The organism is Burkholderia sp. 22PA0106 (assembly GCF_047497155.1).
Classification (GTDB): Bacteria; Pseudomonadota; Gammaproteobacteria; order Burkholderiales; family Burkholderiaceae; genus Burkholderia.
Window position 1 is genome coordinate 2,109,167 of record NZ_CP163162.1, and the last position, 15,483, is coordinate 2,124,649.

Sequence of the window (15,483 nt, forward strand, 5' to 3'; positions counted from 1 at the left end):
GGGCGCTGCCTCCCGGCGGCGCCCGGTTTCGCCATGCGGTCGCAGCGCGACCGCTTTCTATTGCGCTTTTCTTCGCGCTGCCGCCGCTGCCAGCCACGGCGCGCACGCCGAGAGCGGCACGATCCGCTTCTCGGGCAGGATCGTCGAGCCGCCGTGCGCGTTGGGCCTTGACGCAACGCACCTTCAACCGCGCTGCGCCCGCCCTGCATCCGCCGAAATCACGTTCGTGGACGCGCTCGACAACCGCACGCTCGCGTCCGGTGCGCCGATCGCGCTGCCCGCCGAAGCGCGGCTCGACGACGCCATGGTGGTCACCGTGAATTACCGCTAGACGGCCGACAAACAGCGGTTCGGGCGATTCGGCGCTACCCGCACCGGATCACGCAAACACCGACGTGACGATCCGCGCGACCGACGCGATCGCCGCGTTGTCGTAGGCCGCATCCTTGGCCGGGCGCGTGGTGTACACGGCCAGCACCACCGGCGCGCGGCTCGGCGAATACAGCACGGCCACGTCGTTCGCGCTGCCGTAATCGCCGCTGCCCGTCTTGTCGGCCACGCGCCAGCCGGCCGGCGCACCGGCGCGAATGCGGGTGTCGCCGGTGGTGTTGCCGAGCATCCACGTGACGAGCTGGGCACGGCCCGCCGGATCGAGCGTGTCGCCGAGCGTGACGCGCCGCAGCGTTTCGGCCATCGCGCCGGGCGTGGTGGTGTCGCGTTCGTCTCCGGGCACGGCGTCGTTCAGCTCGGTTTCGATGCGATCGAGCCGGAACGCGGCGTCGCCGGTGGAGCGCGCGTAGGCGGTAACCGCCGCCGGGCCGCCGATCAGGCGAATCAGCAGGTTCGCGGCCGAGTTGTCGCTGTATTGCAGCGCGGCGGCGCACAGGGCCGCCACCGTCATGCCGGTGGCCACGTGCTTGCTCGACACCGGCGAGTAGTTGACGAGATCGTGCGGCGTGTAGCGGATCACGCTCGACATCAGCCGCGCGTCGCCGCTCGCGCGCGCCAGCACGGCGGACACGAGGATCGTCTTGAACGTGCTGCAGAACGCGAAGCGTTCGTCGGCGCGATACATGATGCGGGCCTTGCTGCCGGTATCGATCGCGGCGACGCCGAGCCGGCCGCCGAACGAGGCTTCGATCGCCGCGAGCTGGCGCTCGGCGTCGGCGACCTGGGCGCTGCCCTGGCGCGACGTGGCGCAGGCGGCCAGAACGGGGGCGGACACGGCGGCGAGCAACAGCGAGCGGCGAAGCGGGGAATGGGTCATGGCAGGAAGTGGATGTCGTGGCAAGGGGATCGGGGCGGATCGCGGCCGCGTGGCACGGCGGATGCGCCGGAGCCGATTCTGACAGACGCGGCGGGCGAATGGTTCGCATCGCTGTCGCATGCCTGATGCCGCGTAGGGTATATCGGCAGGCCTGCGTGATGGGGGCCCCGCGGGGGGGCCCGCGTTCAGCCCTGCCGCACCGGCAGATACCCGGCCGGATCGACCGGCTTGCCGTCGCGCCGCACTTCGAACATCACCGCCCCGCCTGCCTCGGCGATCGGCTCGCCCTGGCGGACGATGTCGCCGGTCTTCACCAGCAGCCGGCTGCTGCGCGCGTAGGCGGTCAGGAAATCGGCGTTGTGCTGGACGATCACGAGCGAGCCGTAGTCGTTGAGGCCGGTGCCCGCATACATCACACGGCCGTCGGCGGCGGCGCGCACGGCGCCGGCCGAGCCCATCGCGATCCGGATGCCGCGATTGCGGCCGGGTTGGAAGCCCTCCACCACCGGGCCGTCGGCGGGCCAGGCCAGCGCGACGCGCTGGGCGTGGCGGCGCGTCGCGCGCACGATCTGCGCCGCGTCGGCGGCCGATACCGCCGGGGCCTGAACGGCGGCCCGGGCCCCGGCCAACGCGTCGCTCGGCGGCGCCGGCTGCGGGCCGCTAGCGCAGCCGGCGACGGCACCCACGGCGGCCAGCGCGGCCGCCGACGCAACACACCGGACGACGCCACGGAACAGTGAGGAAAACTGAGAATACATGCGGAATTCGGCTCGACGGATCAGCCGGCAAGGATCTCAAAATCGGCGCGCGGCACCTGTAAGCGGACGCAAACAAATCTGACAAAGTGCGGCGAGGCGGATTCGCGCATACTGCGTCTCTACCGGCCGATCGTGCCCGCCCCCACTACCTCGATACCGCCCCGGAGCCATCCCATGGACCAGCCCACCTTCCTCGCCGAACTCGCCCGCGACGGTTTCCCCGCGCCCGTGCCCGTCAAGCGCGGCGCCGGCACGCTCGACGAACACTCGCATCCGTTCGAGGCCCGCGCGCTGATCGTAGCCGGCGAGATCACGCTGCGCGTGGCGGGCGTGGACACCTGCTACCGCCCCGGCGACGTGTTCCATCTGCTGCCGAACATCCCGCATCTCGAAACCTGCGGCCCGGACGGCGTCGAATACCTAGTCGGCCGCAAGTAAGCGGCAAGCGGCAGGCCGCGCGCTCAACCGAACCGGTCGAGCAACGTGGCCCACGCGCTAGCCGCGCCGATGCACAGCATCACGAGATGCAGCGCGAGCTTGAACGAGACGAACCAATCGGGGCTGCCATCCATTTCCGTCACCTTGACGTTGATCGCACGACGCAGTCCGGCGTCGTGCGATCCATGATGCGCGCCCCCCGCTGCCGCCACCATGCGGATCTCGCTCAGGGCGCCTCAGGCACGGCCTGACACCGCCGCACCGCGATCCCTGTTAGCGTATCGCTTGCCTTACTGTCCGTTGCCGACTACCCGAGCCTTCCCCCATGCGATTCGATCTCACCGACCTGCGGCTGTTCCTGAACGTGTGCCAGGCCGGCAGCATCACCGGCGGCGCGGAACGCACGCATATCACGCTGCAATCGGCCAGCGAGCGGATTCGCGGCATGGAAGACACGCTCGGCGTGCCGCTGCTGCATCGCACCAAGGGCGGCGCGCAGCCGACCGACGCGGGCCGCTCGCTCGAACATCACGCGCGCGTGGTGCTCCAGCAGATCGAGCAGATGCACGGCGAGCTGCAGCAGTTCGGCGAGGGGCTGCGCGCGCGAATCCGGTTGCTGTGCAACACCGCCTCGCTCAGCGAATACCTGCCCGACGCGCTGGCCGCCTACCTGCCGGCGCATCCGCAGATCTCGATCAGCGTCGAGGAGCGGTCGAGCGAGGACATCGTCCACGCGATCCGCAGCCGCACGGCGGACGTGGGCATCGTGGCCGATTCGGTCGGGCTGGACGGGCTCGAACAGCGGCCGTTCCGCGAGGATTGGCTGCTGGTGGTGGCAGCCGCGTCCGATCCGCTCGCGCGGCGCAAGACGGTGTCGTTCGAGGAAATCGTCGGGGCGGAATTCGTCGGCCTGACCGACGGCAGCGCGCTCCATGCGCACCTGGCCGATCAGGCGCGCTCGCTCGGCAAGCGCATCACCTACCGCGCGCAGTTGCGCAGCTTCGACGCGATCTGCCGCGTGATCGAGAGCGGCGTGGGGGTCGGCATCGTGTCGCGGCACGCCGCGCAGCGCGCGATGCGCACCATGCAGCTCGCCACCGTCGAGCTGGCCGACGGCTGGGCCTATCGGCGGCTCGTGCTGTGCGCGCGTGAGTTCGATGCGCTGCCGAACTACACGCGGGAATTCGTCGATTTTCTGAGTGCGGGGGCAGCGGGCTGAATGGGCGGGCAATGTGCTGGCGGCAAGCAGGTGTGCCTGCGTTTTCGCGTTCACCAACTTCCTGAGCCCTGAGGCACCGGCCCGAACACGCGGGCAATGCGCCCTCGGCACCCCCGTGTGCCACCATTTTCGCGAAGCACTGTACATCGACACCGGCCGGTAGCCGCCCGAGAATGATCGCTCTCCCGCTACCCGCTCCCTCCCGTCGATCATGAACACCTACCCGGCATTTCGCGCGGCCGCCTGCCACGTCGCGCCCTACTACTTCGACACGCCCCGCACCGTCGACAAGGCCTGCGCGCTGATCGCCGAGGCCGCCGCCAACGGCGCGGCGCTGGTGGCATTCCCCGAAGCGTTCGTCTCGTCGTTCCCGGTGTGGTCGGGCGTGTTCGCGCCGGTCGACGTGCACGAGTTCTTCCATCGCCTCGCCTCCAGCGCGATCACGGTGCCCGGCCCCGAGGTGCGGCAGTTGCAGGAATGCGCGCGGCGTCACGGCGTGATCGTGTCGATCGGCATCAACGAAGGCACGCCCGTCAGCCCGGCCTGCATCTGGGACACCAACCTGCTGATCGGGGCCGACGGCCGGCTGCTGAACCGCCATCGCAAGCTGGTGCCGACCTATTGGGAAAAGCTGACCTGGGCCAACGGCGACGGCAGCGGGCTGCGCGTCGTGGATACCCCGCTCGGCCGGATCGGCGCGCTGGTGTGCGGCGAGAACACCAATTCGCTGGCGCGTTTCGCGCTGCTGGCGCAGGGCGAGAACGTGCATGTGTCGTCGTTCTCGCCGCGCTGGCCCACCCATCCGCCCGGCGAGGGCGGCTACGACCTGGAAGCGGCGATCCGGCTGCGCGCGGGCGCGCACGCGTTCGAGGGCAAGCTGTTCAACATCGTCGCGTCGGGCTTCCTGCCGCCCGAGGCGATCGACCTGATCGCCCGCGACGACGCCCGCGCGCGCCGTCTGCTCGAAGAATCGCCGAAGAGCGTGTCGATGATCTTCGGGCCGGACGGGCGCGTGATCAGCGAGGTGCTGCGCGACGAGGAAGGCATCGTCTACGCCGACATCGATCTGGCGAAATGCGTGGTGCCGAAGCAGTTCCAGGACGTGGTCGGCTACTACAATCGCTTCGACGTGTTCGACCTGCGCGTCGACCGCCGCCCGCTGCGCCCCGCCACGTTCCTCGACGGCGCGCAGCCCGGCGGCGACCCCGGCGCGGATGCGCTCTACGCGCCGTTCGTGCCCGACGATTCCCTTGGCGCCGATACCCTTCGATGATCGATCTCTACAGCGATACGCAAACCCGCCCCACCGCCGCGATGCGTGCGGCGATGGCCGCCGCCCCGGTGGGCGACGAGCAATCGGGCGACGACCCGAGCACGACGGCACTCTGCGCGCGCGTGGCCGCGCTGCTCGGCTACGAGGACGCCGTGTTCATGCCGTCGGGCACGATGTGCAACCTGGTGGCCACGCTGGTTCACACCCACCCTGGCGACGAGCTGATCGCCGACGCCGGCGCGCACATCTGCGCGACCGAGGCGGCCGGCGCGTCGGCCATCGCGGGCGTGGCGATCGCGCCGCTCGCCACGCGCGACGGCATCTTCGACGCCGAGCAATGCCGCGCCGCGATCCGCGCGCCGTCGCGCACCGCGCCGCGCTCGGCGATGGTGTCGGTCGAGCAGACCACCAACTTCAGCGGCGGCGCGGTGTGGCCGCTCGACACGCTGCGCGCGGTGCGCGACGTGGCGCACGAGGCCGGGCTGATCGCCCACATGGACGGCGCGCGGCTGCTCAACGCGGCCGTGGCCAGCGGCGCGGCGGCGGCCGTCCACACCGAGGGCTGGGACAGCGCCTGGATCGATTTCAGCAAGGGCCTCGGCTGCCCGGTGGGCGCGGTGCTGTGCGGCAGCGGCGAGTTCGTGCGGCAGGCCTGGGTCTGGAAATACCGGCTCGGCGGCGCGATGCGCCAGTCGGGCGTGCTCGCGGCCGCCGCGCTGCACGCGCTCGACCACCACGTCGAACGCCTCGCCGACGATCACGCCAACGCCGCACGGATCGCAGCGCGGCTGGCCGGCCAGGCCGGCTTCCGGCTGGACGCCGCCCCGCCGCCCACCAACATCCTGCTGTTCGACCTCGACGGCCTGCGGCTCGACGCGCACGCGTTCGCCGCCGAGGCGCTCGCGCGCGGCGTGCGGATTCGCGCGCTCGATGCGCGGCGGGTTCGCATCACCACGCATCTCGACGTGTCGCAGGCCGATTGCGAGCGCGCCGCCGAGGTGCTGGTCGCATTGGCCGGGGCGTCGCTGTCGTGAACGCCGCTCTGTGTCTGGTCGATGTCTTCACGCAGCAGGCGCTGCGCGGCAACCCGGTGGCCGTCGTGATCGCCGACGCCACGCCGCCGGACGCGACGATGCTCGCGCTGGCCGCGTGGACGGGCATGCCCGAAACGGTGTTCGCGACGCCCGGCGACGCCGACGCGGATTACCGCGTTCGGATCTGGTCGCCGCGCCGCGAGTTGCCGTTTGCGGGCCATCCGTCGATCGGCACCGCGCATGCGTTGCTGGCCACGCAGCGCGTTGCGGTGCGCGCGACGTCGCCGGGGCGGCTCGTTCAGGGCAGCCCGTTCGGGCAGGTGACGATGCGCGTGGATGAGGGCGCGCACGGAAGGATCTGGTTTCGGACGCCGCGAGCGGAGGTGGTGATGCTCGATGCGCTTGCCGCGCAAGAAGTGGGCGCCGCGCTCGGCATCGCGTCAATGGAGGCCGTCTCGGCCGCCTGCGTCGAAGCCGGCGCGCGCTGGCTTGTCGTGCATGGCGAGCAACCCGGCCTGCTCGATCGGCTCACGCCCGATCTATCGGCGATCGAGGCCTTGAGCGCGCGCCATCGCGTATCGGGCGTCACCGTCGTGATGCCGGCCGTGCAGGCGCCACGCGATATCTCGGTGCGTTCGTTCGGGCCGGCGATCGGCGTGGACGAGGATGCGGCGTGTGGCGGCGGCAACGCCTGCGCGGCGGCACTGATCGCCGCGCTGCGCGACTGGCGCGAGGACGGCGCGAACGCGGTGGCGATGCAGGGCCGGCACGTCGGCCGCGATGCGACGCTTTACTGGCGCGGCCCGGATCGAGAACGGCGGCTGGAAATCGGTGGCCACGCGGTGCTGGTGTCGCAGGGCACGCTGAAACTGTGAGCTGCTGGATGCGGCCTGAGCGACGGCTTGGGTCGGGACTGCATGCCGTTTCGTGCCATTGCATGCTGCTGCATGCCGCGTCATATCGCTTCCTACCACCGGCTCACGCCGCCTCGCCGATCATCCCCGCCAACCGCGCCAGCGCCGCACGGCGCGCATCGTCGAGCGGATAACCGCAGTTCAGGCGAATCCGGTCGTCGAAACCGCGCTCGGGCGCGAACAGCGTGCCCGGCGCGAACGCGATCCGCTCGCGGCCGGCACGCCGCGCCAGCGCCTCGGCCGACACGCCTTCCGGTAGTTGCGCCCACAACAGATAGCCGCCGTCGGGCATTTCAAGCACGGTGCCCGACGGCGCGCGCGCACCGAGCCACGCGATGGTGTCGTCGAGCTGCGCGCGGCATTGCGCGCGCAGCCGCCGCAGATGATGCCGGTAGCCGCCGCCGTCGAGAAACTGTCCCACCGCTTCCTGGATGATCAACGGCTGGCCGATGCTCATCGTGCGCTTCAGCTCGACGATCGCACGATGAAACCGCCCGCCGCTGACCCAGCCGAGCCGCAGCCCCGGCGCGAGCGTCTTGGACAGCGAACTGCACAGCAGCACGTTGCCGCTGCGGTCGTAGGATTTGGCCGCGCGCTGCACGGCGTCGAAATGCAGGTCGCTGAACGTGGCGTCCTCGATCAGCGGAATCGACAGCGCATCGAGCCGCGCCACCAAGGCCGCGCGCGCGGTGTCGGTCATGCTCGCGCCGGTCGGGTTGCTAACTGCCGTCGACAGCAGGCACGCACCGAGCCGCTGCTCGCCGGCAAGGCGCGCGATCTCGTCGAGCGCGGCGGCGTCGCGGCCCGCGAAGCGCACCGGCAGCGCGCGCAGGCCGAGCCGCGCGAGCGTCGAGAGGAATCCGTAATAAGCCGGCGATTCGACGATCACCGCATCGCCCGGCCGAGTCACCGTCTGCAGGCACAGCCCGAACGCTTCCACGCAGCCGTTGGTGATCAGCACCTCGTCCGCGCCGATATGGCAATTCCAGTTCGCCGCGTGCGAGGCGAGGCTGGCGCGCAACCGCTCGGCGCCTGGCGAGAACGACACCGTGGCCAGCAGGCCGCTGTGGCGGCGCGCCGTGGACGCGATGCTGCGCGCCAGCGCCTCCACCGGGAACAGCGCGTCGCCGCACAGCGCCGTGCCGAACGACACGACGCCGGGCAGGCTTTCCATTTCGTTGAGCGCGTCGTGATCGAGCGGGCCGCGATCGAATTGCGGCTCGGAAGGCGCCGACGGCAAGACAGCCGCCGTGCGCGTGCGCCCGGACTTCACGGCGGACGCGGGTGCCGCTTCGGCGGCCAGAACGAAATAGCCGCGCTTCGGCCGGCTCTCGATCAGGCGGCGGTCTTCCAGCGTGCGATAGGCGGCCAGCACCGTGGTCACGCTGACGGCGCGGTTGCGCGCGAGATCGCGCACCGACGGCAGACGCTGGCCGGCCGTCCAGAGGCCCTGGCCGATCTCGTCCGACAGATGGTCGGCGAGCATCAGATGCAATGCGTTCGACTGGTGTCCCATGGGGATGGAGAAGCGGGAGCGAAAGCGGCCGCGCGGCAGACGCGCAGGCCGGCGAGGTGTCGCCCGCTGACGCGGGCGGCGTCAAGGATGCGGGGTTTTCGGCGCGATCGCAAGGCGTGCCGCCTTCCCGCCCCGAACCCGCCGCGTCAACCGTGCGCCGGCCCGACCGCCATATACACCCCGAGCGCCACCAGCCCCGCGAAGAACACGCGCCGAAACGTACGCTCGCCCACTACGTTGCGCAGCCCCTGCCCGGCCGCCATGCCGAGCAGCGCCGGCGCCAGCGCGAGCGCCGACAGGCCAATGTCCAACGCCTGCAGGCTCGACGTCGCGGCCAGTTGCGCCGCCAGCACGATCGTCGAGGCCGTAAACGACAGGCCGAGCGCCTGCACCAGCGCATCCTTGCCGAGTTGCAGCGATTGCAGATACGGCACGGCCGGCATCACGAACACGCCGGTGGCGGCCGTCACCGCGCCGGTCAGGTAGCCGACCAGCGGCGACAGCCAGCGCTCGTGCCGCCCCGGCGCGGGCAGGCGCGCGGCGGCCAGGCCCCATACGCCGTACAGCGCCACCACCGCGCCGAGCGCGATGCGCGTCCACGGCGCGGCATGCGCCAGCGACGGCAGGCCGCCCGCGAAGGTGCCGACGGCAAGCCCCGTGAGCAGCGGCCAGAGCCGCTTGAGCAGCGCGCCGAACGCCGGGCCGCGCGCCAATTGCCAGATGTTGGTGACGAGCGACGGCACCACCAGCAGGCTGGCCGCCGCCGCGGGCGGCATGACCAACGTCAGCAGGCCCATCGCCACCGTCGGCAGGCCCAGGCCGATCATGCCCTTGACCACGCCGGCCACGGCGAATACCGCGACGACGATCGCGATCGTCGAGCCGTGATTGTGCATATGAAACTCCCGGAAACACGCCTGACAGGCGAACGCGCCGATGGTGCCGTCAGGCGACACGGCGCGCCATCTGGCTTTGCCTGAGTCTGGCTCAGGAGAAACGGGGCGACATGCTCCCCCGCTCGCTGAATGCCGAATCGAGCGGCGGGCACCGCCGTTCCAATGGAACCTTCGCGGCAGACCGTTAGTTGCGACTCAATCGATCAACACGAAGCGGCGCGCCCCGCATGACAGGGGCGATGCCGAATCGATCGAAGGAAATCGGGGGAATCGACGACAAGCGGCCGAAGCCGCCGTCAGGACGTCAGAACTTGTGCCGGATCGCCGCGCGCACCGAGAACTGGCTGGCCGTGGCCGACGGCCCGTCGGTGCCGACCAGATAGCCGCCGTCGATCACGCCACCGGACCGGTCGCCGCCGACGCGCTGCCACGCGCCTTGCAGATACACGTCGGTCTGCTTCGACAGGCTGTAGTCGGCCATCAGCCCGACCGTGTGGTAATGCGGCTTGGCCGCGCCGTCGGCGGTGTCGAACGTGCCGCTCGTGTAGGTGTACTGCGCGCCGACGAAGAACACCGGCGTGAGCTGGTACTTGCCGTTGATCTCGAAATTGTCGAAGCGGGTGGCCGACAGCCCGAGCCCCGACAGCGCGCCGGCCGGCAGATACGCCGTGGCGGACGGGTTCTTGAGGTCGGTCTTGGTATAGACGAAACCGACCGTGGTTTCGCCGAATGTGTAGTTGAGGCCGCCGCCGAAAATGCGCAGCCGGTCGGCCGTGAAGTTCGCGTCGTTGGCGGCCACCGCGCCATCGGCCGTGCGGCCCGGGTTGTTGGCCTCGAGATAGGCCGCGCCGACCTGCAAGCCGCCGAAGTCGTAGCGCGCGCCGGCGCTGTACTGGCGGTTGTTGGCGAAGCCGGTGGCGTTGCCGAAGCTGTACGCACCGCCGAAGCTCAGGCCGCCGAAACCGGGGCTGGCGTACTTGACGGCGTTGTTGGCGCGCACCGTGTTGTCGGCGTTGTCGTTGTCGAACGGGTGCGACATCAGCATGCCGCCCCAACTGCCGGCGGCCGTCAGCGGCGCGAGGTAGTCGACCACGGAATCGTATTGCCGCCCGAACGTCAGCGCGCCGTATTGCGCGTGGGTCAGGCCGACGAACGCCTGGCGGCCGAACAGCCGGCCGCCGTTGCTGGCCGTGCCGTTGTTGACGTCGAAGCCGCTTTCGAGCGCGAAGATCGCCTTCAGGCCGCCGCCCAGATCCTCCGCGCCGCGCAGGCCCCAACTGCTGCGCTGGGCGTAGCCGCTGGCGAGCGCGTAGTCGCTGCGATTGACGCCGTTCACGCCGACGTTGTTGGTGTAGTTCACGCCTTCGTCGATCACGCCGTAGAGCGTGACGCTGCTCTGCGCGCGGGCGGGCGCGATCAGCGCCATGACCAGCGTGGCGGCAGCGGCGGGCAGCAGGAGCTTGTTCATTGTCGACAGTCTCCGAACCGGAAAACTGGAATGGCCCGGCAGACCGCTCGACGCGGGCTTCGTTCGCCGGACCTCGATTCATGCCTCGACGCCCGGTGGCTGCCGGCAGCGTGAATGACGGTGACGAGTGTGTCACGGCCCGAATGCGCCGTCCACGCCGTTCGAGGCGCTTGCTGCGGCCGTTGCGCAATACCAACTCGTGTGCGCCGACGCTCGCGCTTTCAAGCAGACGACACACGCCCGCACGGGCTTTTCGGCGATGGCCGACGCCATGCGCCGCGATGGTGCAACGCGCCGCCCGGCGCCAATCCGCCGGGCTTGGGCCGACGGTGGCACAATCACGTCCGTTTCCGCTTCCGCCGTCCGCTTCATGCCGAGTTTCCCGCCGCGCGCCGCCGCGCTCGCGTCCCCGTTCTTCCCCCTGCTCCGCGCCACCCGGCGCCGCCGCGCATGAGCACGCCGCCGCCGCGCCCGGGCCGCTTCGCGGAACTCGATTTCTTTCGTGGGCTGGTGCTGATGGTGATCGTGGTCGATCACATCGGCGGCAGCATCCTGTCGCGCGTGACGCTGCACGCCTACGCGCTGTGCGACGCGGCCGAGGTGTTCGTGTTCCTGGGCGGCTTCGCCACCGCGATCGCCTACAACTCGCTCGCCGAGCGCCAGACCGAAGCCGTCGCGCGCCAGCGCTTCATCCGCCGCGCGTTCGAGATCTATCGCGCGTTCCTGGTGACGGCCGGGCTGATGCTGCTGATCACGGCCGTACTCGGCGCGCTCGCGATCGACGGCCCCAACATGCCGACCCACGATCTCGAAGGCCTGATGCACCACCCGCTGGCCGCGCTGCGCGACATCGTGCTGTTCCGCCGCCAGCCGTATCTGGCCTCGGTGCTGCCGATGTATGCGTTCTTCGCGGCGCTGGTGCCGCTGGCGCTGCCGATGGCGCGCAACAAGCCGTGGCTGCTGCTCGCGATCAGCCTGCTCAGTTGGCTGTCGGCGCGCCGCATCGCCGGCTATCTGCCGACCGTCGACGGCCTGCCGTGGGATTTCAATCCGTTCGCGTGGCAGTTCATGTTCGTGCTCGGCGTGCTGTCGCGTTGCCAGCCGGTGTACCCCACGCTGTCGAAGCAGCCGCGCGGCGTGCTGGTTACCGCGCTGGCAGTGGCCGTGGTGGCCGCGGGTGCGTATTACCGGCTGCGCATCGAGCCGTTCCCGACCGATCCGGCGATCAAGCAGAACCTCGGCGCGGTGCGGCTCGTCAATTTCCTCGGGTTCGCCTGGCTGGCCGCCAAGCTGGTGCACCTCGGCTGGATGCACAAGGTGGCCCGCCTGATGCCGTGGATCGGCACGATCGGCCGGCAGGGGCTGCTGTGCTTCGTGGCCGGCACGGCGATCTCGCTGTCGGTCGATTCGGTGCTGTACTGGGAAACCGACGGCTATCTCGACGTGCCGCTCGGGCTGACCGCCGACGGGGTGGCGATCGGCCTGCTCTATCTAGTGGCCAAGCTGTACGGCCCGATCGCGGCGAGATTGCCGTTTCTGGGGCCGCGGCGCCGGGGTTGACGGGCTGAGGCCAAACCCCGACTGCATCAAACTTCGGCCTCCACAAGGGAACCCGACACGCTGTTCGGCTGTCATGACAGCCTTCCTACTGCGCGCGCCGCCCCGGCCGCGCAGACGGCCGCGTCCCGTACACGGGCGGGCGCGCCGCCGTGACCTGATCATCCGTTCCGTACCGAATCAATGAATGAAACCTGGTTTGCGCCGCTCGTCGGCTGTCTGATTCTCGTCGCGGCGTCCTGCGTGATCGCCGCGGCCGTCCGCTTCCTGCTGTTCCGCGTGGTCGCCAAGTTCGCCGCGCGCACGCCCACCCGCTTCGACGACGTGCTGTTCCAGTACGGCGCGTTCAAATGGCTGTCGCGGCTCGTGCCGTTCCTGGTGTTCGAGCTTGGCTTCGGCGCCGTGCCCGGGATTCCCGAACCGGCCGAGCGCGTGGTCGACAAGCTGTTGTTCGCGGTACTGGTGTTCCTCGCGACGATGATGGTCAGCGCGGTGCTGTCGGCCGTCGAGCATCTGCACCGCACCAAGCCGCGCGAGCAGTCCACGATGTCGCTGAAGGGCGCGATGCAACTGGTCAAGCTGCTGATGTTCCTGACCGCCGCGCTGGTGGTGATCGGCGCCTTGACGGGCAAGCAGATCGGGCTGCTGCTGTCGGGCATCGGCGCGATGTCGGCGGTGCTGATGTTGATCTTCAAGGACACGCTGCTCGGCCTGGTGGCCGGCGTGCAGCTCTCGTCGAACGACATGCTGCGGATCGGCGACTGGATCACCATGCCGAGCGCGGGCGCCGACGGCGACGTGATCGACATCACGCTGAACACCGTCAAGGTGTCGAACTTCGACCGCACCATCATCACGATTCCCACCTGGAAGCTGATCACCGAGAGCTACCAGAACTGGCGCGGCATGACCGAATCGGGCGGCCGGCGCATCAAGCGCGCGATCTTCATCGACGCGACCAGCGTGCGCTTTCTCGGCGCGAACGAGATCGCCCGGCTCGAACATTTCAAGCTGCTGAAGGATTACCTCGCGAGCAAGCGCGGCCTGCTCGACGAATGGAACGGCGCGCTCGGCGCGGACGCCGAATGGACGGGCAACCGCCGCCAGCTCACCAACCTCGGCACGTTCCGCGCGTATTGCGACGCGTATCTGCAGCATCATCCGCGCATCCACACCGGCATGACGCACATGACGCGCCAGTTGCCGCCGACGGCCGAAGGCATTCCGATGGAGTTGTACTGCTTCACCGACACCACGGCGTGGCTCGATTACGAGACGATCCAGGGCGACATCTTCGATCACCTGCTGGCGGTGCTGCCGGAGTTCGGGCTGCGCGTCTATCAGCATCCGTCGGGCTTCGACATGCGCGGCATGTTCGAGGCGGCCGGCGCGATGCGTGCGGTGACGCCGTCAGCCGGCGAGGCGGCCAACGAACCCACGGGCCGCGTGACGTCGCATTAAGCCGACCTGAACCGGCCTGAATCAAACCCCGCCGCCTCCCCCGCCTGATCCCCGCCACGCCCGGCGCCGGCCACGCCGCACCGGGCTTCTCCTCCCCTCACTGCGCCGCGGCCTCGGCATCCGCTCCGAGCAGCAACGACAGGCGGTGCGCCGTGTCCTTCAGCGCGGCCACCGTGCGCTCGCTGGCCTGCGCCGGCAGGTAATGCACCGAGCCGACTATCGCGAGCGAGCCGAACAGCTTGTTGCCGAACTGGAACACCGGCGCGGCCAGCGCGTTGACGCCGGTGAACGCTTCCTCGGGCGCTTCCGCCCACTGCCGCGAACGCACCAGCGCCACCTCGTGCAGCAGCCGGTCGCGCTCGACGATGGTTTGCGCGGTCGGCGCGGCCAGCGGCTGCGCCAGCACGCGTTCGAGCAGCTTGGGCGGCCCGAACGCCAGCGCGATCTTGCCCTGCGCGACGGTGTGGAAATCGAAGCGCGTGCCTGGGTGGAAGATGATCTCCAGCTTGCTGCGCCCCGGCACGATGTTGAGCACCACCATGCCCTCGTCGGACACCGTGGTGATCACCACCGTCTGCCCCACCGTGTCGCGCAACTCCTCCATCAGCGGGCGGGCCAGCGTCACCACGTCGAATTGATCGAGCGCGCGCCGCCCGAGCAGGAACATCCGCCAGCCGATCCGGTAGCGGCTGGTGTCGGGGTTCTGCGTCACGTAGCCGTCGCGCTTGAGCGCGCTCAGGTGTCGATGCACGCGCGCCTTCGGAATGCCGAGTTCCTGCGCGAGGTTGGTCAGCGCGCTTTCGTGCGGATGGGAGGCGATGGTTTCCAGCAGACGCAGCGACATCACCGAGGTGGATGAGGTCGCGTCGTCCTGGGCGCCGGGTTCGAGGTCGTCGCTGTCTGCTGCTTTGTTGGTCGCCATGAAGGGGAAGATATCGGGATGATCGTGTGAGGGCCGGAGGCCGCGCGCGGGCGCCCGGCGCGGCCTGCGGATCAGGCGCCCGCGAGCGTCAGCAGACGCTCCGCGAACACGTGATAGCGCTGATCCTTCGGCCGTCGTGCGTCCTCGATTTTGACATATCGGATCGAACTGCGGCCCCGGCATGCCTGGGGCAGCAGGAAGCAGCGGATGAAGGCCGTCTCGGCGTCCGGCGTGGTGGGCGCGAGCACCGGGTCCCGGCCCAGTTCGAGCCACGCCTGCCCCGCGCCGTGCGTGTGGCGCGCGCCGTCGATCTCGATCGCGATCTCGCCGTGCAGCGTGCAGCGGATGCCCGGGCCCTGATGCACATGCGTGTGCGCAATCCCGCCCGGAGGAAAATCCACGCGGTCGCAACGCATCAGCCAGTCGAAGCCCGGATCGAGCGTAATCTCGGCGGACAGCTTCGAGACCGAATGCGCGCGCGGCGCGCTGCCCAGCAGCCCGGCCTCGGCCGGGCGCGCGGCCGCTTGCAGTTCCCAGCGCCAGAGCCGTGCGCCGTCGGCGCCGGCCAGAATCGCGAGTTGCCCGTCGCCCACCCAGCCGGTGCCGCCCGGCTGGTGCTGCGCACCGCGCTCGAACTCCAGCGTGGCGTCGCCGTCGACCACGTAGATCGCGCGCGGCGCGCGCGGCAGGTAGATCGGCTCGGCGCCGGCTTCGATGCGGTCTTCGTAGAGATGAAGCTGATATGCGGACATGGCGGTCG

General features: G+C 70.0%; 15 protein-coding genes. 7 read left to right on the plus strand and 8 right to left on the minus strand.

Annotated features, from left to right (window positions below; translation table 11 throughout):
• Positions 1 to 379: 379 nt before the first annotated feature.
• Together bla and AB4850_RS08975 are read right to left on the minus strand one after the other, a co-directional pair.
• A complete protein-coding gene (gene bla, locus AB4850_RS08970) occupies positions 380 to 1,267 on the minus strand; it encodes a class A beta-lactamase (protein WP_414439466.1) in 888 nt (295 codons plus the stop codon).
• A 185-nt stretch (positions 1,268 to 1,452) separates the two neighbouring features.
• The gene (locus AB4850_RS08975) at positions 1,453 to 2,025 is read right to left on the minus strand and encodes a murein hydrolase activator EnvC family protein (protein WP_414439467.1); all 573 of its coding nucleotides are present in this window, start codon (positions 2,023 to 2,025) and stop codon (positions 1,453 to 1,455) included.
• Between the two features lie 174 nt (positions 2,026 to 2,199).
• Between AB4850_RS08975 and AB4850_RS08980 the strand changes: the two genes are divergently transcribed.
• The gene (locus tag AB4850_RS08980; RefSeq protein WP_414439468.1) at positions 2,200 to 2,463 is read left to right on the plus strand and encodes a cupin domain-containing protein; all 264 of its coding nucleotides are present in this window, start codon (positions 2,200 to 2,202) and stop codon (positions 2,461 to 2,463) included.
• A 23-nt stretch (positions 2,464 to 2,486) separates the two neighbouring features.
• On the opposite strand, the gene AB4850_RS08985 is transcribed toward AB4850_RS08980, so the two are convergent.
• Entirely contained in the window at positions 2,487 to 2,678 is a 192-nt protein-coding gene (locus AB4850_RS08985) for a hypothetical protein (RefSeq protein ID WP_414439469.1), read from the minus strand.
• Positions 2,679 to 2,788: 110 nt separating this feature from the next.
• Between AB4850_RS08985 and AB4850_RS08990 the strand changes: the two genes are divergently transcribed.
• The 4 genes from AB4850_RS08990 to AB4850_RS09005 all read left to right on the plus strand — a co-directional run bounded on the left by AB4850_RS08990 (position 2,789) and on the right by AB4850_RS09005 (position 6,864).
• The gene (locus tag AB4850_RS08990; RefSeq protein ID WP_414439470.1) at positions 2,789 to 3,682 is read left to right on the plus strand and encodes a LysR family transcriptional regulator; all 894 of its coding nucleotides are present in this window, start codon (positions 2,789 to 2,791) and stop codon (positions 3,680 to 3,682) included.
• 211 nt (positions 3,683 to 3,893) lie between these two features.
• Positions 3,894 to 4,955 carry a carbon-nitrogen hydrolase family protein gene (locus tag AB4850_RS08995; RefSeq protein ID WP_414439471.1) on the plus strand — a complete coding sequence of 354 codons (1,062 nt, stop codon included), beginning with the start codon at positions 3,894 to 3,896 and terminating at the stop codon, positions 4,953 to 4,955.
• Positions 4,952 to 5,989, plus strand: a complete 1,038-nt coding sequence (locus AB4850_RS09000; protein ID WP_414439472.1) for a threonine aldolase family protein — start codon at positions 4,952 to 4,954, stop codon at positions 5,987 to 5,989. Before AB4850_RS08995 ends, AB4850_RS09000 begins: the two co-directional genes overlap by 4 nt.
• The gene (locus AB4850_RS09005; RefSeq protein ID WP_414439473.1) at positions 5,986 to 6,864 is read left to right on the plus strand and encodes a PhzF family phenazine biosynthesis protein; all 879 of its coding nucleotides are present in this window, start codon (positions 5,986 to 5,988) and stop codon (positions 6,862 to 6,864) included. The genes AB4850_RS09000 and AB4850_RS09005 overlap by 4 nt, the downstream gene beginning before the upstream one ends.
• Before the next feature lie 103 nt (positions 6,865 to 6,967).
• Here the strand turns inward: AB4850_RS09005 and AB4850_RS09010 are convergent, their stop codons facing one another.
• From AB4850_RS09010 to AB4850_RS09020, 3 genes are all read right to left on the minus strand, one after another.
• A complete protein-coding gene (locus AB4850_RS09010; RefSeq protein WP_414439474.1) occupies positions 6,968 to 8,389 on the minus strand; it encodes a PLP-dependent aminotransferase family protein in 1,422 nt (473 codons plus the stop codon).
• Positions 8,390 to 8,565: 176 nt separating this feature from the next.
• Entirely contained in the window at positions 8,566 to 9,315 is a 750-nt protein-coding gene (locus tag AB4850_RS09015; RefSeq protein WP_414439475.1) for a sulfite exporter TauE/SafE family protein, read from the minus strand.
• A 304-nt stretch (positions 9,316 to 9,619) separates the two neighbouring features.
• Positions 9,620 to 10,783 carry a porin gene (locus AB4850_RS09020; RefSeq protein ID WP_414439476.1) on the minus strand — a complete coding sequence of 388 codons (1,164 nt, stop codon included), beginning with the start codon at positions 10,781 to 10,783 and terminating at the stop codon, positions 9,620 to 9,622.
• Between the two features lie 450 nt (positions 10,784 to 11,233).
• Between AB4850_RS09020 and AB4850_RS09025 the strand changes: the two genes are divergently transcribed.
• Positions 11,234 to 12,343, plus strand: coding sequence for an OpgC domain-containing protein (locus tag AB4850_RS09025; RefSeq protein ID WP_414439477.1), 1,110 nt, complete (start codon positions 11,234 to 11,236; stop codon positions 12,341 to 12,343).
• 180 nt (positions 12,344 to 12,523) lie between these two features.
• On the plus strand, positions 12,524 to 13,801 hold the full coding sequence (locus AB4850_RS09030) for a mechanosensitive ion channel family protein (protein ID WP_414439478.1): 1,278 nt from the start codon (positions 12,524 to 12,526) through the stop codon (positions 13,799 to 13,801).
• Between the two features lie 97 nt (positions 13,802 to 13,898).
• Here AB4850_RS09030 and AB4850_RS09035 read toward each other — a convergent pair whose 3' ends face one another.
• Entirely contained in the window at positions 13,899 to 14,723 is an 825-nt protein-coding gene (locus tag AB4850_RS09035; RefSeq protein ID WP_414439479.1) for an IclR family transcriptional regulator, read from the minus strand.
• A gap of 71 nt (positions 14,724 to 14,794) precedes the next feature.
• The gene (locus AB4850_RS09040) at positions 14,795 to 15,475 is read right to left on the minus strand and encodes a hypothetical protein (protein WP_414439480.1); all 681 of its coding nucleotides are present in this window, start codon (positions 15,473 to 15,475) and stop codon (positions 14,795 to 14,797) included.
• Between the last annotated feature and the right edge of the window lie 8 nt (positions 15,476 to 15,483).

Coding starts and splice junctions, on each gene's coding strand:
- AB4850_RS08975 (WP_414439467.1), bottom strand. CDS start 2,025: ATGTATTCTCAGTTTTCCTCACTGTTCCGTGGCGTCGTCCGGTGTGTT.
- AB4850_RS08985 (WP_414439469.1), bottom strand. CDS start 2,678: ATGGTGGCGGCAGCGGGGGGCGCGCATCATGGATCGCACGACGCCGGA.
- AB4850_RS09035 (WP_414439479.1), bottom strand. CDS start 14,723: ATGGCGACCAACAAAGCAGCAGACAGCGACGACCTCGAACCCGGCGCC.
- AB4850_RS09030 (WP_414439478.1), top strand. CDS start 12,524: ATGAATGAAACCTGGTTTGCGCCGCTCGTCGGCTGTCTGATTCTCGTC.
- AB4850_RS08995 (WP_414439471.1), top strand. CDS start 3,894: ATGAACACCTACCCGGCATTTCGCGCGGCCGCCTGCCACGTCGCGCCC.
- AB4850_RS09015 (WP_414439475.1), bottom strand. CDS start 9,315: ATGCACAATCACGGCTCGACGATCGCGATCGTCGTCGCGGTATTCGCC.
- AB4850_RS08980 (WP_414439468.1), top strand. CDS start 2,200: ATGGACCAGCCCACCTTCCTCGCCGAACTCGCCCGCGACGGTTTCCCC.
- AB4850_RS09020 (WP_414439476.1), bottom strand. CDS start 10,783: ATGAACAAGCTCCTGCTGCCCGCCGCTGCCGCCACGCTGGTCATGGCG.
- AB4850_RS09025 (WP_414439477.1), top strand. CDS start 11,234: ATGAGCACGCCGCCGCCGCGCCCGGGCCGCTTCGCGGAACTCGATTTC.
- AB4850_RS08990 (WP_414439470.1), top strand. CDS start 2,789: ATGCGATTCGATCTCACCGACCTGCGGCTGTTCCTGAACGTGTGCCAG.
- AB4850_RS09040 (WP_414439480.1), bottom strand. CDS start 15,475: ATGTCCGCATATCAGCTTCATCTCTACGAAGACCGCATCGAAGCCGGC.
- AB4850_RS09010 (WP_414439474.1), bottom strand. CDS start 8,389: ATGCTCGCCGACCATCTGTCGGACGAGATCGGCCAGGGCCTCTGGACG.
- bla (WP_414439466.1), bottom strand. CDS start 1,267: ATGACCCATTCCCCGCTTCGCCGCTCGCTGTTGCTCGCCGCCGTGTCC.
- AB4850_RS09000 (WP_414439472.1), top strand. CDS start 4,952: ATGATCGATCTCTACAGCGATACGCAAACCCGCCCCACCGCCGCGATG.